This window comes from Plantactinospora sp. CNZ320 (genome assembly GCF_002846275.1).
Genome location: NZ_PJMP01000001.1, coordinates 5,218,737 through 5,234,516, shown reverse-complemented (window position 1 = coordinate 5,234,516; position 15,780 = coordinate 5,218,737). Strand labels below are relative to the sequence as shown.

Genomic DNA, 15,780 nt, shown 5'->3' with positions numbered 1-15,780 from the left:
CCCACGCCCGGTACCTGTCCCGGGCGCCGCGGTCCTGGGCCCTCCCCTGTCTTCGCGCGTGTCCGCGAGCAACGCGGCGGCAGGCTCGACGGGCCGGGACGTGACGTGGTGACGACCGGTCCCGTGGTGGGTACTTCTCAGCCGCGCGGGAACGATCGGAAGGGAGCGGCCATGAGCTGGATCGGGTCTGTACGCGAGCGGGCGCGTACCCGGTTGACGACCGCCCGGCGAGGCGGCTCGCTGCCGCCGTTCCGGGGCGACAGCGTATTGGGGTATACCACCGAGCCGGTGGTCGCCGGGCCGACACCGACCGTGGACGACGGTATCCCCCGCGGCGTGCGCATCGCCGGGGCGTGGGCGTGGCGGCTGATTCTGTTCGTCGCCGTCGCCTACCTACTGATCAGAGTGATTGCGATCCTGCATATCGTGGTCATCCCGGTGGCGGTGGCGCTGCTGCTCGCCGCCCTGTTCGAGCCAGCCGTCCGAGTGCTGCGCAACCGGGGAATCAACCGGTCCCTGGCCGCCAGCGCGGTGCTCGTCGGTGGGCTGGCGGCCGTGTCCGGCGGCCTCGGGCTGATCGTCGGTACGGTCATCTCCCAGCTCGACGACCTGTCGACCCAGGTCCGCGACGGCGTGAACGAAGTACAGACCTGGCTCGCGCGCGGCCCGCTGCACATCTCCCAGGCCCAGCTCACCGGATGGTTCGAAGGGCTACAGCAGCAGATATCCGAGAACCAGGGCGCGATCACCTCCGGCGCGTTGAGCACCGCCACGACGGTCGGCGAGGTCGTTGCCGGGTTCTTCCTCGTGCTGTTCACCCTGTTCTTCTTCCTGCGCGACGGCGCTCAGATCTGGCGGTTCGTCTGCCGCCTGCTGCCGCACCGGGCCCGCATCCCGGTGGCTCGGGCCGGTCACTACTCCTGGCACACCCTCGGCTCGTACGTACGCGCCACGGTGCTGGTGGCGTTCGTCGACGCCGTCGGCATCGGCATCGGACTGGCCGTGCTGCGTGTCCCTCTCGCGCTGCCACTGGCCGCGCTGGTGTTCCTGGGCGCCTTCATCCCGGTCATCGGCGCCACCCTGTCCGGCACGGTCGCCATCCTGGTCGCGCTGGTCACCCAGGGCCCGGTCACCGCGCTCATCGTGCTCGGTGTCGTCATCGGCGTGCAACAACTGGAAGGCCACGTGCTGCAGCCGCTCATCATGGGCCGCGCCGTGGCCCTGCACCCACTCGCCGTCATCCTCGCGATCGCCACCGGCCTCGTCGTCGCCGGCATCGTCGGCGCGCTCGTGGCCGTACCGCTGCTGGCCGTGGCCAACACCGCCGTGCGCTACCTGAGCGCACACCCGCAGGGCGAGCCCACCCCCGACCGTGAACCGCCCGGCACCCGAGCCACCGACGACGAGCAGGCCGAAGCCGAGCAGACCGCGCACCAGAGCGAGACCCGTATCGAGCAGGAAACCCCGCCACCGATGGCGACCTCCGTCAACCCCGATCCGGGAACGCCGGCCGACGGTGCCGCAACCGGCACATGACTCCTCAGGACACCACCGGATACCACAGCACCTCGGGCGCGCGTCCCCATGTGGCTTGTCCGGAGCGTGGCCCCGGTGACCGCAGGGTACGACGGGCGACATGACGACCCCGAGCACGGCGCAGCGGGCCGCCGCGCTGTGGCGGCGCGCCCGCCGCCACCACGGCTGGCTGGACCACCTCGCCCGAGCCGTGGCGCGCTATCGCCAAGCCGACGGCGGCCGGCTCTCCGCCGCAGTCACCTACTACGCCTTCTTCGCCACGTTCGCGCTGGCCCTGCTGGGCTTCGCCGTCTTCGGATTCGTCCTGGACGATCCGGCGGTGCAGCGCTCGGTGCAGCGGTACCTCGCCCAAAACCTGCCCAGCCTCGACGTGCGGGCACTACGGACCGCCCGCAGCACCATCGGGGTGATCGCGTTCCTCGGCCTGCCGATCACCGGCTGGTTCTGGGTGGACTCGCTCCGGTCCTCCATCCGCAAGGTCTGGCAACTGCCTGAGTACCCGGGTACCTTCGTCGTCCGCCTGCTGGTCGACCTGCTCGTGCTGATCGGACTCGGCCTGCTGCTGGCCGCCTCCCTGGCCACAGCGTTCGCCACCACCGCCCTGGCCAACCGGCTGGTCGATACCACAAGCACGAACGCCGCCCCGGGCCGGTGGCTGCTGGCCGCGATCGGCCTCGTGATTGGCATCGCCGTGAGCACGCTGCTGTCGGCCGCGCTGCTCACCGGGCTGCCACGGCTACGCATGCCGCCGCGCCGTGTCGTCCTACCCGCGCTGCTCGTCGCCATCGGCTTGGAACTGCTCAAGACCGTTGGCAGCTTCTACGTACAGCGCACCGAGGCCAACCCGACGTATCACGTCGTTGCCGGCACCGTCGGGCTCCTGGTCTTCCTCAACGTCGTCAACCAGCTCATCCTGTTCGCGGCGGCACTGACCGCCACCAGTACCGCAGGCGAGGTCATCGACCTCGCCATGCGCCCCCGCTCACCGCAATCCACCGACGACAAATGTGCCGACCCGGCCGAACCGACCACCGTGTCCGACGCCAGTCCGGTGCACGAGCAGACCACGACCCACAGGCGTCCCAGCCGGCAACCACGGTGGTGACGGGACCGATGCCCCGCCGCGCCGACCGCCGACGTGATACGGGAGCCAGGAACATCGCTACGAAATGTCCACAGCGTCGGCAGGTGTGACACAGATCAGGCCGGTCCGTCCCCGAGCGGCGGTGGCGCCGCCATCGCCGCGAGGAGGTCGGTCACCGGCACGGTGGCGAACCCGACCCGCGCGTCGCTCGCCCGTACGGCAGCCACAGATCGCCGCCGTGCACGAGGCCGCCGCAGGAGTAGACGACGTTGGGCACGTACCCGTCCCGGTCGGCTTCCTCGGGGGTCAGCAGCGCGCCGGGGAGCCGCGCGATGACCCGTTCCGGTCGATGCAGGTCGAGCAGGAGCGCGCCGATGGCGTACCGGCGCATCGGGCCGACCCCGTGGGTGAGCACGAGCCAACCGGCGTCGGTCTAGATCGGGGACCCGCAGTTGCCGACCTGGATGAGTTCCCAGCTGTTGATCTTCCCCCGGTTTGGTGGAGTCGGTTTGGTTGACTTTTGTGCGTTTCGCTCGTTGAGGAGTGACGTGCCGAGGAGTTACCCGCCCGAGTTCCGCCGCAAGGTCCTTGATCTACTGAAGGCCGGCCGATCGGTGGCCGACCTGGTGCGGGACCTGCAGATCAGTGACCAGACCATCTATACCTGGCGTCGCCAGGAGTTGATCGACACCGGGCAGCTTCCCGGGATCACGTCGAGGGACCAGGTCGAGCTGGTCGCCGCGCGGCGTCGTATCGCCGAGTTGGAGACCGAACTCGCGGTCCATCGTCGTGCCGCTGAGTTACTCAAGGAGGCGGTGCCCCCAAAAGGCCGGTACGCGGTCATCAAACAGATGGCCGCTGAGGGTCTGCCGGTCAACGTGGGCTGCCGCGTCCTGAGGGTGTCCGTGTCGGGCTACTTCGCCTGGCTTAGCCGACCGCCATCGGCACGGGCGTTGCGGCACGCGTGGCTGACCGAACGGATCCGGGCGGTCCACGCCGCGTCTCGAGGCGTGTACGGCGCCGGCCGGGTCCACGCGGAGCTGCGACTCGGGCAGGGCATCGTTATCGGCCACAACGCGGTAGAGATGCTGATGCGGCGGGCCGGGATCAAAGGCCTTCCCCACCGACGGCGTCCCCGGCCGAAGCATCAAACCCCGACCGCGGCGGACCTGGTCAACCGCGACTTCACCCGTGGTGAGCCCAACCGGCTGTGGGTTAGCGACATCACCGAACACCCGACCAGGGAGGGCAAGGTCTACTGCGCGGTCGTGCTGGACACCTACTCACGGAAGGTCGTCGGCTGGTCAATCGACGCCACGCAGACCGCCACCCTGGTCACCAACGCGCTGGGCATGGCGATCAGCAACCGCCAACCGCAGCCGGGAACGATCATTCACTCGGATCACGGAGTCCAGGGCGGTTTCAACCGGTCGTCGCAACACCTTGATCGGGGAGGTGTGCATGGGCAGGAACACCAAGCTGGAGCAGGTGCCGGAAAGGGCGCGGAGGCAGTGGGCCGCGGACCGGGCGCTGCGGGCGCCGATGCGGTCGCCGGGTCGGCCTGAGCCTTCGCGCGCTGTGCAGCGGCAGTTCTGGCGACTGATCGCGACGGGGATCACGACGGTCGAGGCCGCGCTTGCCGTTGGCGTGTCGTGGCCAGTTGGATCGCGGTGGTTTCGTCACGCTGGCGGCATGCCGCCGATCAGCCTGGACGAGCCTTCGGGCCGCTATCTGTCCTTCGCCGAACGCGAGGAGATCGTGCTGCTGCGGGCTCAGGGCGAGGGCGTGCGTGAGATCGGCCGCAGGATCGGACGCGATGCGGGGACGATCTCGCGTGAGTTGCGGCGCAACGCGGCGACCCGGGCCGGCAAGCAGGAGTATCGGGCCACGGTGGCGCAGTGGAAGGCGCAACAGGCGGCCAAGCGTCCGAAGACCGCCAAGCTGGTGTCCAATCCGCGGCTGCGCGAATACGTGCAGGACCGACTGTCCGGGGCGGTGCGCCGGGCCGACGGCGAGCTCGTGGCGGGGCCGACGGCTCGGGCCTGGAAGGGACGAAACAAGCCCCGCCGGGAAGACCGTCGCTGGGTCACCGCCTGGAGCCCGGAACAGATCAGCAACCGGTTGAAGCTCGACTTCCCGGATGATGAGTCCATGCGCATCTCGCATGAGGCGATCTACCAATCGCTGTTCATCCAGGGCCGAGGCGCGCTGAAGCGTGAACTGGTCGCGTGTCTGCGCACCGGCCGGGCACTGCGGGTGCCGCGGGCCCGGGCCCGGCAACGCCGCGACGGCATGGTCACCCCCGAAGTGATGATCAGCCAACGGCCGGCCGAGGTCGAGGACCGGGCCGTGCCGGGGCACTGGGAAGGTGACCTGATCATCGGGCTGGACAGGTCCGCGATCGGCACCCTCGTGGAACGAACCACCCGCTTCACCATGCTGCTGCACCTGCCCCGCATGGACGGATGGGGCACCGAAGCGCGGTCGAAGAACGGCCCGGCCCTGGCCGGGCACGGCGCCGAAGCCGTCCGCGAAGCGATCGCCGCGACGATCACCGCCCTGCCCGAGCAGTTGCGTCGCACGCTCACTTGGGATCGCGGCAAAGAACTCGCCCAGCACGCGAAGCTAACGATCGACACCGGCGTGCAGGTCTACTTCGCCGACCCGCACAGTCCGTGGCAGCGCGGCACGAACGAGAACACCAACGGGCTGCTCCGGCAGTACTTTCCCAAAGGTACGGACCTGGCCCGCTGGAACACCGAAGAACTCGGGGCGGTGGCGGCAACATTGAACAGCCGGCCACGCAAAGCACTCGGGTGGAGAACGCCGGGCGAAGCCCTCAACGACCTGTTATCGTCCACGCAGGACAATGGTGTTGCAAGGACTGGTTGAAACCGGTCAGTACACCTCTTGGGTCTTCACCCGCCGGGTCCACGACGCCGGCCTCGCGCCGTCGATGGGCTCGATCGGCGACTGCTACGACAACGGCATGATGGAGTCGTTCTGGGGCCGCATGCAGACCGAACTCCTCGACCGGCAACGGTGGCGCACCCGCATCGAGCTCGCCAACGCGATCTTCGAGTACCTCGAGATCTTCCACAACCGGCAACGCCGCCACAGCTCACTGGGCATGCTCAGCCCGACCGAGTATGAGAGAGTCCGACCGATATCCCTGTCCGTGGCATGAAACCAACCACGACGACTCCGTGAAACCCGGGGAACATCAGACCAGCACAGGTAGAAGGCCAGTTCACTGGTGCTGCGGTTGCGGCGGATGAGCAGCCACCGGTGCTCACCGGGCCGGGTGGCGGTGGTGATCCACGCCCACAGGTAGTCACGGGGCCCTTTCGCCCCGGGTCCGCAGCTGTGCTGCTGCCACTCGCGGGTCGGGATCCGCTCGGCGACCTCGTCGACGCGTACGAGGGTGCGGCCGTCGTTGACGGCCACGCGTCGGTCGCAGCCGACGGCCAGGACGTAGCCGATCTCGCGGTGTTCCAGGTCAGCGCGGAGGCCGGGGTCGGCGCCGTAGACCTCGTCGGCGGTCACCCACCCGAACGGGACTCCGGCATCGAGGGCGGCGGCGATCATCTGCCGGGCCAGGGCCGGCTTCGTCGCGAACCCGACGTCGTCCGGGACGCCGGCGGCGGCGCGGCGGTCGGGCCGGTCGCACCAGGTCGTCTCGGGCAGGTAGAGCCGACGATCGATCATCGCCCGCCCTAGAGGTGAGACGTAGGCCAGGAACACTCCGACTTGGCTGTTCTCGACACGTCCGGCGGTTCCGGTGTACTGCCGCTGCACGCCGACTGAGCACAGGCCCTTCTTCAGGAACCCGGTCTCGTCGGTGGCCAGCACGGCGTCGGGGTGGCCGAGCTGTTCGATCAACCAGGCCCGAACGTCGTCGCGGACGGCGTCGGCGTCCCATACCGCCGTGCGCAGCAACCGCTGCATCGCCTGCGGATAAGCGTGCCCCGCCCGCTCCGCGAGGGACCAGCAGGTCTTGCGTTCCACGCCCGACAGCAGCCCTTCCACGAACTGCCCCGCGGTCCGGCGCGGCTCCGCCCGCACGAACCGACCAGCGACACGCGTTACCGCCTCGTCCAGGATGACCCGCCAACCGGCGGGGTCTACGCTGTGGCACGCGGCCACCGCATGATCTTCGGTTGTCCTCACAAACCATCGATGATCAACGCGGTGGCCGTCTTCATGCCCGCGCCACGCCCAACGTCAAAGTCAAGTGACGTTGGAGTACTAGATGCTAGCGTCACGTAACCGCTCACCTACTTTGCGTCATCGTATAGGCGAGCATGGATCACCCGAAAGCACAGCCCTGTATGATGCATTTCACACCCATGCATCCGTTGCCGGATCCGGTTGATCAACTGCCGTCAGCTTCACATCGACCGTCGACCCGGCCGGTTCCGCGCCGATAGCAGCGGCTCATCCGCCCACTGGGTGTCGGTCAGGTCGAACCGCCTCGTCACCGCTAGGGTGCCCACGAGGCCTCCGGTGTCAAGTTCTGCTTGCTCGCTGAACCATCTACCGGAGACCTCGCTGCAACACGACCACCGACACGCGAAGATCCTCACGCCAGTTCAAGCCCTGGCACCGACTTCGACACACGGCCTAGTCCGGTCCGACGCTGGTCAGGACGACCAGTAGCCGCAAGAATCAGGAGTAGGCGTGGCGAGGGTGGAGCCGTGCGCTTGGAGATGCCACGCATTATCTCGGCTGGGATGCCTCCGCTGGTGGACGCGAGCCGGCGGATGACACCTGGCGTTGGCGGCAGCTTGCCCGCGAGGACGCGTGGTAGCAGTTTCATGTCGACCGTCCATACGTCTGCTGCAGCAGGCTGATCTACTTCGGTGGCCGAGGTCCGTATCTGCGTTCCAGCTCAGCCTTGTCTTCGTCCGCAGGGGCGAGGTGGCGGCTGGTGCTGCGCTGGATGTCGACGGCGTCAGAGACGGAAATGTTAATCGAGCTGAGTGGATTCAGTTTGCTCTGCCAGACCAGGCGGGTCACCTCGTCGATGAAGGATGTGAAGTCGGTACCCGCTGTCAGGGTGGCGGTGACGTCGACTCGTTCGGCGGCGCTCAGGTTGTTCTGGTAGCCGACCTTGACGGTGACGACGTCCGGCCGTTCGGCGAGCGCCGTCTGGATCTGCGCGGCGATCGCGTCCGAGGATTCCTGCTCCTGCGGCGATTCGGCCAGCACGGAACAGGAGGCCAGGGCGATCAGCGCGACCGCTGCCGTGACAACCAGCCGTCCAGCGCCGACCAGCCTACGATTCCTCGGCCACCGCATCCGCGCCCCCTTCCCTCAACTAATGATCAGTGGACTCTGTGTAGTTCGTACACCTTCGACTCCACCGTCGTGCCGTCCCCGCCGCCGGTGAGGAACGCGCCGGCGCTGTCCCGGTACGCCACCACGGACGGGTCCGTACTCTGGTCCAGCGCTCTAGCAGCCGGCAGGTAGGCCAGGTCGGTGGCGTGGTTCTTACCGATGCTGCCGTTCTGGTCGTCGAACGTGACGGTGGTGTGGTTGGGCCGATCGGGATTGTCACCCGCGTCGAGGTGCGGCACGATGTCGTGCGCGTTCTCCATCGCCAGGACCTGCACCCCGGCGGGTATGTCGGTGTTGGCGATCGGGGAGCCGGCGGTGACGACATGGGTGACGTTGTACGGGAAGCCGCTGGTGCCGGAGTCCTGGGCGGCCTGCGCGGCGACCATTCCGCCCTGGCTGTGCCCGACCAGCATCACCGGGTCGGTCGGGCTCGCCCCGGCCATCTTCAGCGCTTCGGCGATGGCGTGCTGGCGGGAGGTGGTGTCGCCGCCGAGGACGTGGACGTTGGTGCCCATGTCGTTGAGGAACGGGCTGGCGGGGTCCCACGGCATGTTCATGACCTTGGTTCCGGGGATGTCGACGACGTAGGCCGTGCTGCCGTCCGGATGGGTAATGACGCGGACGTCGATCTGGTCGGGCTTGCCGGCGTCGGCTTCACCGTTGCGGTAGTTCAGTCCGTCGATCAGGTCGGCGAACCCCTGCGGGGGGCGGACCATCGTGTCGGAGGTGTCGATGTTGGTTCCGGTGCCGTTGAGGTCGGTGGCGGTGAAGGAGCCGTCCTGGTACCAGTCGGCGAGCAGGTTCGCCGCGCCGGGCACGTCGCCGACCAGTGGGGCGCCGGGCAGGCTGCTGACCAGACCCGGTCCCATGCCGACCAGGGTGTCGATGATGCCGGGGTGGTCGGTGAGTAGCTGCTGCCAGTCGACGTCGTCGCCGAACAGGGCCCCGGCGGCGCCGAGCGTCGACACGAACGGCAGCGCCGCCAAAGGGTTCACCGCGGCGCCTTGGAGGCCGAGGCCGAGGCCGAAGCCCAGGCTCCAGCGCAGGGTGTCGATCGTGCGGGCCTGCGCCTCGTCGACCGCCTGGTAGGAGGCGACGACGGCCCGCAGCGCGATCGCCCGTTGGCCGAAGTCGAGGGACAGGGCGGTCAGCCCGTCCGGGCCGTCGAGCGCGTGGAGGAGGCCGGCTTCGATTTTCGTGAACCCGTCGGGGTTGAGGACTGCGGAGGCGAGCAGGTCCGGGTCGGCCAGCCTGCCGTGGCCTTGGGCGGTGATCGCGGCCAGGTCGGCGGCGAGGTCGTCGCTGTGCTCGGCGAGCAGGCCGATGTCCTCGTAGCGGGCGTTCGTGCCGCCCGCGCCTCCGCTGACCTGAAGCTGCGGGTCACTCATCAGCGTCTCCCAGGATTTGTGCCAGGTACGGGGCCAGCCACACCCCGATGTCCTCGCGGTCGGCCGGCTCCACCGCCACCATCCGCCGCCCCGACCCGTTTGGATCCGGTCGCAGGCCGAGCCAGCCGTCGTCGGTGGCCAACCACACCACCTGGCCCAACCCCACCCCGTCGCCGACCCGACCGGTCACCACCGCCCGCAGCACCCCGACTGTGCGGCTGTTCATCTGCTCGGCCAGCCACGCCTGGGCGGTGGTCAGGCCGAGGGCTGAGACCACCTGCTGCCGTCCGGACGCCCCAGTTAGGTCCCCCGCCTGGCCGTATTCGGCCAACGCGGCCAGCGGCAGCCGCCCCGACAGCTCCCGGCCGCCACGGTCGCCGCCGAGGGCCTGGTCGAGCAGCGTTGCCCGGGTGCCGGCGAGTTCGTGTGCGGCCGGCACGGCGCGGATCAGCTCGGCGCCGAGGGTCACCGAGGCGAAAATCGACAACTCGACACCGCCGCCGTCCAGCGCGATCAGGCCGCTGCCCACGTTGCCGGCCACGGCGAACACCGCGCGTGTCCCCCGGTCTCCGGTGGACAGCTCCAGCTGCACGATCGCCCGGGCGGCGCCGAGGGTTGCCAGGTTCGCCGCGACCGGTCCGACCGGCCGGTATCCGGTCGGGTTGTCGGGATCGGTCGTCACGACACCCCGGTCGGCCAGCGCGGTCACCGTCTCCGACAGCAAATCCGTCGGCGGATCCGCCGGGTCGAAACCGGGTGGTGGCCGCAGTCCGCTCGCGTGCACGAGCAGTGCCCATTCCGGGGCGGACAGCAGCAGCCGGTGCGCCGGCAGCACGGTGTGTGCGGCGGCCATCTAGAGCCCCTTGCCCCGCATGAACTCGCCGACCTCGAGCCACTTCCGATCCCCCCGAGGCGGGCAGATTTCCGGGCTGGAACGGCCAGGCGGCCCATGGCGCTTCGACGGCGGCCTTCAGCAGCGGTCCGCCCGCCAGCGGCGCGTAGTCGCGCAGCCGCTGGGCCGCGGTCTCGAACCAGCCGGTGACCTCGTCCTCGATACGGGCGATCAGCGCCAGCAGTTCCCGAACCTCCTGAGCGTGGGCAACCACGGTGTCGGCGACTCGGTCGAGGTCGTCCGCGACCCGGTCCGCCCGGGCCCGATCCTGCGCGACCCGGTCCCGAAAGGACTGGGCCGACACCGACACCCATCGCGCTGCCTGACCACGGCGTTCGTGATCGGCGGCCTGCTCCCGCACCTCGCCGGCCCGGGTGCGTAGACGTCCGGCCAGCCGGTCGAGTTCGTCCGGATCTCCGTACAGTCCCAACACCCCGCTGTCCCCCTCAGCCTCCATGCCGCCATCCCCGGCGGACCCGATGTACGCGCAGAGCGCACGAGCCATCGCTGTCCGTCGAAGTAGCAGGCAGGCCCAGCGTGCCCCACCGACTTCGCAACCCCGATCCCCAGCTTGAGGCATCGACGCCAGCGGCAGGTAGGGGCCGGCGGCCCGGTGTTCGGACTCCATGCCGGATCGCGACGCGGCGGTAGGAGCCTCCGCCGGGTCGGCTGCTCGACCCTCGCAGCGTCTGCCACGACGCGGTCGTGTGTTGCCCGCACGGCCGATCCGAGCCTTGGTGGGTTCGGCGCAGCCTGGCGGGCGTGATCGTGGTTCTCGCCGGTATGGGCGGCCTCCCGGAACGGGTGCCTGTTTGGGTCGTAGGTCGGCGTCGCCCTCGCCGTCGCCACGACGTCCGGTTTCAAGAGGCGCACCGGGTGTTGCCGCGGTGGGCCGCTTCGGTAGTGCCCCCCCCCCGGGCACGGTGTCCCAGCATTCAGGAAGAGGAGGCCAGCGACTCGAATCGCGGTCAAACGCACCCGGACTGATCGGGACCCGCCCGGACCCGGTGGGACGGAGGGGATACTCGTCGTACGAGCACCCACCGAGCACCCAACCGACCACAAGGGACAGAAAAGCGAAGGCGCCTGACCTATGTTCTTGCAGGTCAAGCGCCTTTTGATGTTGCGCGCCCGAAGGGATTCGAACCCCTAACCTTCTGATCCGTAGTCAGATGCTCTATCCGTTGAGCTACGGGCGCAGGTGCCGGGTCAGTCTACACACCATCCTCAGCGCGGAGACTCCGGGATTCGAACCCGGGAGGGGCTTTAAGACCCCAACCGCATTAGCAGTGCGGCGCCATAGACCAGACTAGGCGAAGTCTCCCCGTGGTCCCACCAGACCACGTCGGTCGAGGATACAGGGCGGCGACCCGGCGGAGCAAAACGACTTCCCGGGTACGCCCGGCGCGCGGCGACCCGGCCCCCCAGGCTGACGTCACGAGCTCCGCCGATTCCTGTTCGGTGCCGATCCGCCACCGAGACTAGGCTCACGTGATATGGAGGAGCAGCCGCCCACCGAGCCGCCACGACGCCGCCCGGAGCCGAAGTCCACGCGCCGCTCCGGCCCGACCAAGGCCACCTTCACCCCCGCTCCGGACCCGGAGACGGTCGCAGAGACGGAACCGGCCGACCGGCCCCCGGCGCCGCCCCGGCCCCGTGCCCGCAAGACGCCTCCGACGGTGCTCTTCCAACCGCCCGCCGAAGTCGAACCACCGCCGCCGGCACGGCCACCCACTCGACCGGCCCAAACGCCGGAAGTACTCCCGCAGGCGTCGGGAGCGCCCGCACAGCCCGCTCCTGCCACACCTCGCTCGACCGAACGCCGCGCCGACCCGGCTCCGGCTCCGGCTCCGGCTCCGGCTCCGGCTCCGGCTCCGGCTCCGGCTGAAAGATCCGGCGCGGCGACCACGGCCGGAGAAGCCGTACCAGCATCCGAGAAGGCTGCCGCCGACAACATCACGGCCGACGACGAGGGGACCACGGGCGACGCCGCTTCGCAGGGCGACCCCACGAAGAGGGTCGCCACCACCTCCGAGGCCGCCGTCAAGATGACAGCCGGGTCCAAGGCCATCCCGCAGAAGGCCGCCACGGCGAAGAAGACCAGCGCCGCCAAGAAGACCGGCGCGGCGAAGAAGGCCAGCAGCGCCAAGAAGACCGGCGTGGCGAAGAAGGCGGCTGCCCGGAAGGCCAGCACCGCGAGCGAGACACCCGCGAAGAGGGCCAGCGCCGTGACGAAGGCCACGGCCAAGAAGACCGGCACTGCGCAGGAGACAACTCCGGCGTACGTCCCCAGCGCCGAGCCGACCGGCATCGGTACGTCCCAGCCGGTCCTCGCGTCCCCCGCAACAGTCCCGGCTGATCGGGGCGCTTCGGGGCGTACCCGGGAATCGGAGGCGCGACCCTCGACGGTCCGGCAGATTCTCGACCACCCGGGGTACGCACCCGAACTGCTCGCCCTGGCCGCCGTACGCGGACTGGGCCCGGAGGCTCGATCCTGGGCCGACTGGGTCCGGGCCACGTACCCGGGTGCCACCCCCGACGGCCTGGTCCGGCTGGCGACCCGGCGGTACGTCCGGCTCGCCGCCACCGGTGCAGCCCTCTCCACGGCGACCGGGATGCTCGCCCCACTCGCCGAACTCGCCGCCGTCGCCTGGGCGCAGGCCGGCCTGGTGCTGCACCTGGCAGCCGCCCACGGTCAGGATCCGACCGGGCCGGACCGGGCAGCGGACGTGCTGGTGCTGACCCGGGTCCACCCGGATCTGGCCAGCGCCCGAGCCGCGCTGGCGGCCGCCGAGGCAGCGGTCGCCGGGCCACGGCAGGATGACGACCCGGCCGACAACGCCGACGACCCAGCCAGGAACAACGGCAACGCCCCAGCCAGGAACGGCGACGACCCGGCCGACAACGTCGACGACTCGACCGGGGACGTCGACGGGGGGCCGGGTCGACTGGTCGAGGCGGGCTGGCGGCTGGGTGCGCCGATCGTCGCCCGGACCGCGAACTGGCTTGTGCTGCGGCTGGCCGTACGGCGGCTGCCCGGAGCGATGGCGCTGGCCGCCGCGATGCTGGGTTCCGCCGACACCGAACGGCTCGCCGCCCGGGCTGTCGGGTACTACCGCTCGGCAGCGCTCCGACCGGATCCGCCTCGACATCCGGCACTGACCGTCGACGGCGGCCCGGCCGGCCACGGCCAGCAGTAACCGCCGAGGGCGGACCGGCCGGCTACGGCCAGCGGTAGCCGCCCGAGGGCGGACCGGCCGGCTACAGCCAGTCGAACCATTCCCGGGGCAGCAGCGCGTAGCCGACGAAGGCGACCACGTCCAGCAGGGTGTGCGCGACGACCAGTGGCAGCACCCGCTTGGTACGCAGGAAGAACAGCGCGAACACCACTCCCATGATCACGTTGCCGACGAAGGCGCCGAAGCCCTGGTAGAGGTGGTAGGAGCCGCGCAGCAGGGCGCTGGTGGCGATGACGGCGCCGATCCGCCAGCCCAGTTGCCGGAGTCGGGTCATCAGGTAGCCGACCACGACCACCTCTTCGAGGATCGCGTTCTGCGCGGCCGAGAGGACGAGCACCGGTACGGTCCACCACAGGTTCGGCAGGCTCGCCGGGACGACGCTGGCGTTGACGCCGAGCTGCGCGGCGATCCAGAAGAGGCCGAGCCCGGGTAGGCCGATCGCGGCGGCCAGCGCCGCACCCCAGGCCAGGTCCGAGCCGGGCCTGCGGCCGTCCAGGCCGAGCATCTCCCGGGCACCGCCGGGGCGCCGCTCGGGCACCGCGTCCGGGGTGAGCAGCCCGTCGCGGTCCAGGATCCGGTCCCGGTTCAACAGGTGTACGGCGAGCAGCACCGGTACGAGGGCGAAGAAGATCCCGAGGAGCTGGTACGTGAGGTCGAGCCACGGCCGCGTCGACTGCGAGGCGTTCAGCGTGGCGGTCTGCTCGGAGAGCGGCCGGTCGGCGGTGAGCCGGGCGATGATCGTCACCGCCGAGTAGACCGCGGACTGTCCCAGCGACACCCCGAGGACCAGGAGCACCTCGGTACCGAGTACCCGGCGGGAGAGCGGGCGGGCGAGATCAACCGTCACCCGACAACTGTGCCCGATCGCGCCGCTCCTCGGGAGCGTCCGAACCGGTGTTCCGACGTCTTTCCAGCCTCCCTCCGGGGCTCGTTCCGGAGGTGCTCCACAATTCCGCACCACACTTCCGGGCGTACCGCAGCCATTCTCGGGCGAATGGGAGTCGGTTCTCCGACACCGTGCCTTCAGCTACCAATCGCACACTCTGTGCGACCGACACTGACTCACGGTATTCATTCTTATCCGCGCAGTGGCCCCGACCGAGAAGGTGTCATGGACAACCTCGCGCAGCTGTTGAAGGAGAGCTGGACCCTCGTCGAAGACCGACGGGAGAAGATCGCGGGATACTTCTACGCCCGGATGTTCCTGTCCGATCCCGCCCTGCGCACACTGTTTCCGGTGCAGATGAGCGGCCAGCGGGACCGCCTGCTGGAGGCGATCGTCACCGCCGTGCAAACCATCGACGATCCCGAGAACTTCGACGAGTACCTGCGGTCGCTCGGTCGTGACCACCGCAAGTACCACGCCCGGCCGGCGCATTACGACGCCATGGGCACGGCGCTGCTGGCCGCGTTGGCCGAGGTCGCGGGCGAGCAGTGGACCGTCGAGTACGACCAGGCATGGCGGGACGCCTACCGGGTGATCGCCGAGCGCATGCAGGCCGGCGCGGCCGACGACCCGAACCCGCCGTTCTGGCACGCGGAGGTGATCAGCCACGAACGGCGGGGCAGCGACGTCGCCGTACTCACCTGTCGGGCGCTCCAGCATCCGCTGCCCTACCGGGCCGGTCAGTACGTCAGTATCGAGGCGCCGCGATACCAGCCGCGCCTGTGGCGGACGTACTCGATCGCCAACGCCCCACGCGCGGACAACACGCTCGAGTTCCACGTCCGGGCGGTCGGCGCCGGCTGGGTCTCCAGCGCGCTGGTACGCCGGGTCAAGGTCGGTGACCTGCTGCGGGTGGCCGCCCCGATGGGCGGGATGACGCTGGACCGGGACTCCACCCGGGATGTGCTCTGCGTGGCCGGTGGCGTCGGCCTCGCTCCGATCAAGGCACTCGCCGAGGAGCTGGCCGGATACAACCGCACCCGGTGGATGCACGTCTTCGTCGGGGCGACCAGCCGCGACGAGCTGTACGGGCTGACCGAACTCGACGAACTCGCCGCCCGGCACCCCTGGCTGTCGATCATCCCGGCGTGCAGTGCGGATCCCGGCTACTCCGGCGAGCGGGGCGAGATCAGCGACGTCTTCGCCCGGTACGGCCCGTGGACCACCCACGACTGCTACGTCTCCGGGTCGGCCACCCTGGTCCGGTCCGCGCTCCGTGTGCTCGCCGCCGACAACGTGCCCCCGGAGCACATCCGGTACGACGCCTTCGGCGATCTCTAGACATCCTCCCTCTCCCCCAAAGCCGGGTCTCCGTGTCCTCCTCCCCGTAGGACACGGAGACCCGGCTCCCGTTT

General features: G+C 69.8%; 13 protein-coding genes, 2 tRNA genes and 1 pseudogene. 8 read left to right on the top strand and 8 right to left on the bottom strand.

What is annotated here, in order from left to right:
• The first annotated feature begins 213 nt into the window (after positions 1-213).
• Together CLT71_RS23320 and CLT71_RS23315 are read left to right on the top strand one after the other, a co-directional pair.
• Positions 214-1,536: an AI-2E family transporter gene (locus CLT71_RS23320; protein WP_486483404.1), complete on the top strand. Its 1,323-nt coding sequence runs from the start codon at positions 214-216 to the stop codon at positions 1,534-1,536.
• Positions 1,537-1,636: 100 nt separating this feature from the next.
• Positions 1,637-2,641: a YhjD/YihY/BrkB family envelope integrity protein gene (locus tag CLT71_RS23315; protein WP_101368977.1), complete on the top strand. Its 1,005-nt coding sequence runs from the start codon at positions 1,637-1,639 to the stop codon at positions 2,639-2,641.
• A 151-nt stretch (positions 2,642-2,792) separates the two neighbouring features.
• On the opposite strand, the gene CLT71_RS23310 is transcribed toward CLT71_RS23315, so the two are convergent.
• Positions 2,793-3,035: a glycoside hydrolase family 130 protein gene (locus CLT71_RS23310; protein ID WP_486483403.1), complete on the bottom strand. Its 243-nt coding sequence runs from the start codon at positions 3,033-3,035 to the stop codon at positions 2,793-2,795.
• A gap of 49 nt (positions 3,036-3,084) precedes the next feature.
• Here CLT71_RS23310 and CLT71_RS36595 point away from each other — a divergent pair, with 49 nt between their 5' ends.
• The 3 genes from CLT71_RS36595 to CLT71_RS23290 are packed head-to-tail and all read left to right on the top strand — an operon-like array spanning position 3,085 to position 5,807.
• The gene (locus tag CLT71_RS36595; protein WP_143743566.1) at positions 3,085-4,185 is read left to right on the top strand and encodes an IS3 family transposase; all 1,101 of its coding nucleotides are present in this window, start codon (positions 3,085-3,087) and stop codon (positions 4,183-4,185) included.
• Positions 4,163-5,512: an IS30 family transposase gene (locus CLT71_RS23295; protein WP_486483718.1), complete on the top strand. Its 1,350-nt coding sequence runs from the start codon at positions 4,163-4,165 to the stop codon at positions 5,510-5,512. Before CLT71_RS36595 ends, CLT71_RS23295 begins: the two co-directional genes overlap by 23 nt.
• The gene (locus tag CLT71_RS23290) at positions 5,490-5,807 is read left to right on the top strand and encodes an integrase core domain-containing protein (protein ID WP_101368975.1); all 318 of its coding nucleotides are present in this window, start codon (positions 5,490-5,492) and stop codon (positions 5,805-5,807) included. Before CLT71_RS23295 ends, CLT71_RS23290 begins: the two co-directional genes overlap by 23 nt.
• A gap of 29 nt (positions 5,808-5,836) precedes the next feature.
• Here CLT71_RS23290 and CLT71_RS23285 read toward each other — a convergent pair.
• From CLT71_RS23285 to CLT71_RS23270, 4 genes and pseudogenes are all read right to left on the bottom strand, one after another.
• A pseudogene (locus CLT71_RS23285) lies at positions 5,837-6,766 on the bottom strand (IS701 family transposase); the annotation flags it as partial.
• Between the two features lie 708 nt (positions 6,767-7,474).
• Complete coding sequence (locus CLT71_RS23280) at positions 7,475-7,921, bottom strand: hypothetical protein (RefSeq protein WP_101368974.1); 447 nt, start codon at positions 7,919-7,921, stop codon at positions 7,475-7,477.
• A 26-nt stretch (positions 7,922-7,947) separates the two neighbouring features.
• Complete coding sequence (locus CLT71_RS23275; RefSeq protein WP_101368973.1) at positions 7,948-9,348, bottom strand: alpha/beta hydrolase; 1,401 nt, start codon at positions 9,346-9,348, stop codon at positions 7,948-7,950.
• A complete protein-coding gene (locus CLT71_RS23270) occupies positions 9,341-10,201 on the bottom strand; it encodes an ESX secretion-associated protein EspG (RefSeq protein WP_101368972.1) in 861 nt (286 codons plus the stop codon). The genes CLT71_RS23275 and CLT71_RS23270 overlap by 8 nt, the downstream gene beginning before the upstream one ends.
• Before the next feature lie 19 nt (positions 10,202-10,220).
• Here CLT71_RS23270 and CLT71_RS36590 point away from each other — a divergent pair, with 19 nt between their 5' ends.
• Positions 10,221-10,622 (top strand): hypothetical protein, encoded by a 402-nt coding sequence (locus tag CLT71_RS36590; protein WP_143743564.1) that lies wholly within the window; start codon positions 10,221-10,223, stop codon positions 10,620-10,622.
• Between the two features lie 744 nt (positions 10,623-11,366).
• On the opposite strand, the gene CLT71_RS23260 is transcribed toward CLT71_RS36590, so the two are convergent.
• Positions 11,367-11,439: transfer RNA gene (locus CLT71_RS23260), tRNA-Arg, on the bottom strand.
• Positions 11,440-11,473: 34 nt separating this feature from the next.
• Positions 11,474-11,564 (bottom strand) — tRNA-Ser (locus CLT71_RS23255).
• A 724-nt stretch (positions 11,565-12,288) separates the two neighbouring features.
• Between CLT71_RS23255 and CLT71_RS23250 the strand changes: the two genes are divergently transcribed.
• A complete protein-coding gene (locus tag CLT71_RS23250; RefSeq protein ID WP_199187689.1) occupies positions 12,289-13,440 on the top strand; it encodes a hypothetical protein in 1,152 nt (383 codons plus the stop codon).
• A gap of 61 nt (positions 13,441-13,501) precedes the next feature.
• Here CLT71_RS23250 and CLT71_RS23245 read toward each other — a convergent pair whose 3' ends face one another.
• On the bottom strand, positions 13,502-14,326 hold the full coding sequence (locus tag CLT71_RS23245; RefSeq protein ID WP_101368970.1) for a CPBP family intramembrane glutamic endopeptidase: 825 nt from the start codon (positions 14,324-14,326) through the stop codon (positions 13,502-13,504).
• Positions 14,327-14,590: 264 nt separating this feature from the next.
• Here CLT71_RS23245 and CLT71_RS23240 point away from each other — a divergent pair, with 264 nt between their 5' ends.
• On the top strand, positions 14,591-15,706 hold the full coding sequence (locus CLT71_RS23240) for a globin domain-containing protein (protein ID WP_101368969.1): 1,116 nt from the start codon (positions 14,591-14,593) through the stop codon (positions 15,704-15,706).
• Positions 15,707-15,780: the final 74 nt, after the last annotated feature.

Bases quoted from the DNA above. Each gene is read 5' to 3' on its own strand.
- CLT71_RS23315 (WP_101368977.1), top strand. From the start codon at position 1,637: ATGACGACCCCGAGCACGGCGCAGCGGGCCGCCGCGCTGTGGCGGCGC.
- CLT71_RS36595 (WP_143743566.1), top strand. From the start codon at position 3,085: ATGAGTTCCCAGCTGTTGATCTTCCCCCGGTTTGGTGGAGTCGGTTTG.
- CLT71_RS23295 (WP_486483718.1), top strand. From the start codon at position 4,163: ATGCGGTCGCCGGGTCGGCCTGAGCCTTCGCGCGCTGTGCAGCGGCAG.
- CLT71_RS23290 (WP_101368975.1), top strand. From the start codon at position 5,490: ATGGTGTTGCAAGGACTGGTTGAAACCGGTCAGTACACCTCTTGGGTC.
- CLT71_RS23280 (WP_101368974.1), bottom strand. From the start codon at position 7,921: ATGCGGTGGCCGAGGAATCGTAGGCTGGTCGGCGCTGGACGGCTGGTT.
- CLT71_RS23275 (WP_101368973.1), bottom strand. From the start codon at position 9,348: ATGAGTGACCCGCAGCTTCAGGTCAGCGGAGGCGCGGGCGGCACGAAC.
- CLT71_RS23270 (WP_101368972.1), bottom strand. From the start codon at position 10,201: ATGGCCGCCGCACACACCGTGCTGCCGGCGCACCGGCTGCTGCTGTCC.
- CLT71_RS36590 (WP_143743564.1), top strand. From the start codon at position 10,221: ATGAACTCGCCGACCTCGAGCCACTTCCGATCCCCCCGAGGCGGGCAG.
- CLT71_RS23250 (WP_199187689.1), top strand. From the start codon at position 12,289: ATGACAGCCGGGTCCAAGGCCATCCCGCAGAAGGCCGCCACGGCGAAG.
- CLT71_RS23240 (WP_101368969.1), top strand. From the start codon at position 14,591: ATGGACAACCTCGCGCAGCTGTTGAAGGAGAGCTGGACCCTCGTCGAA.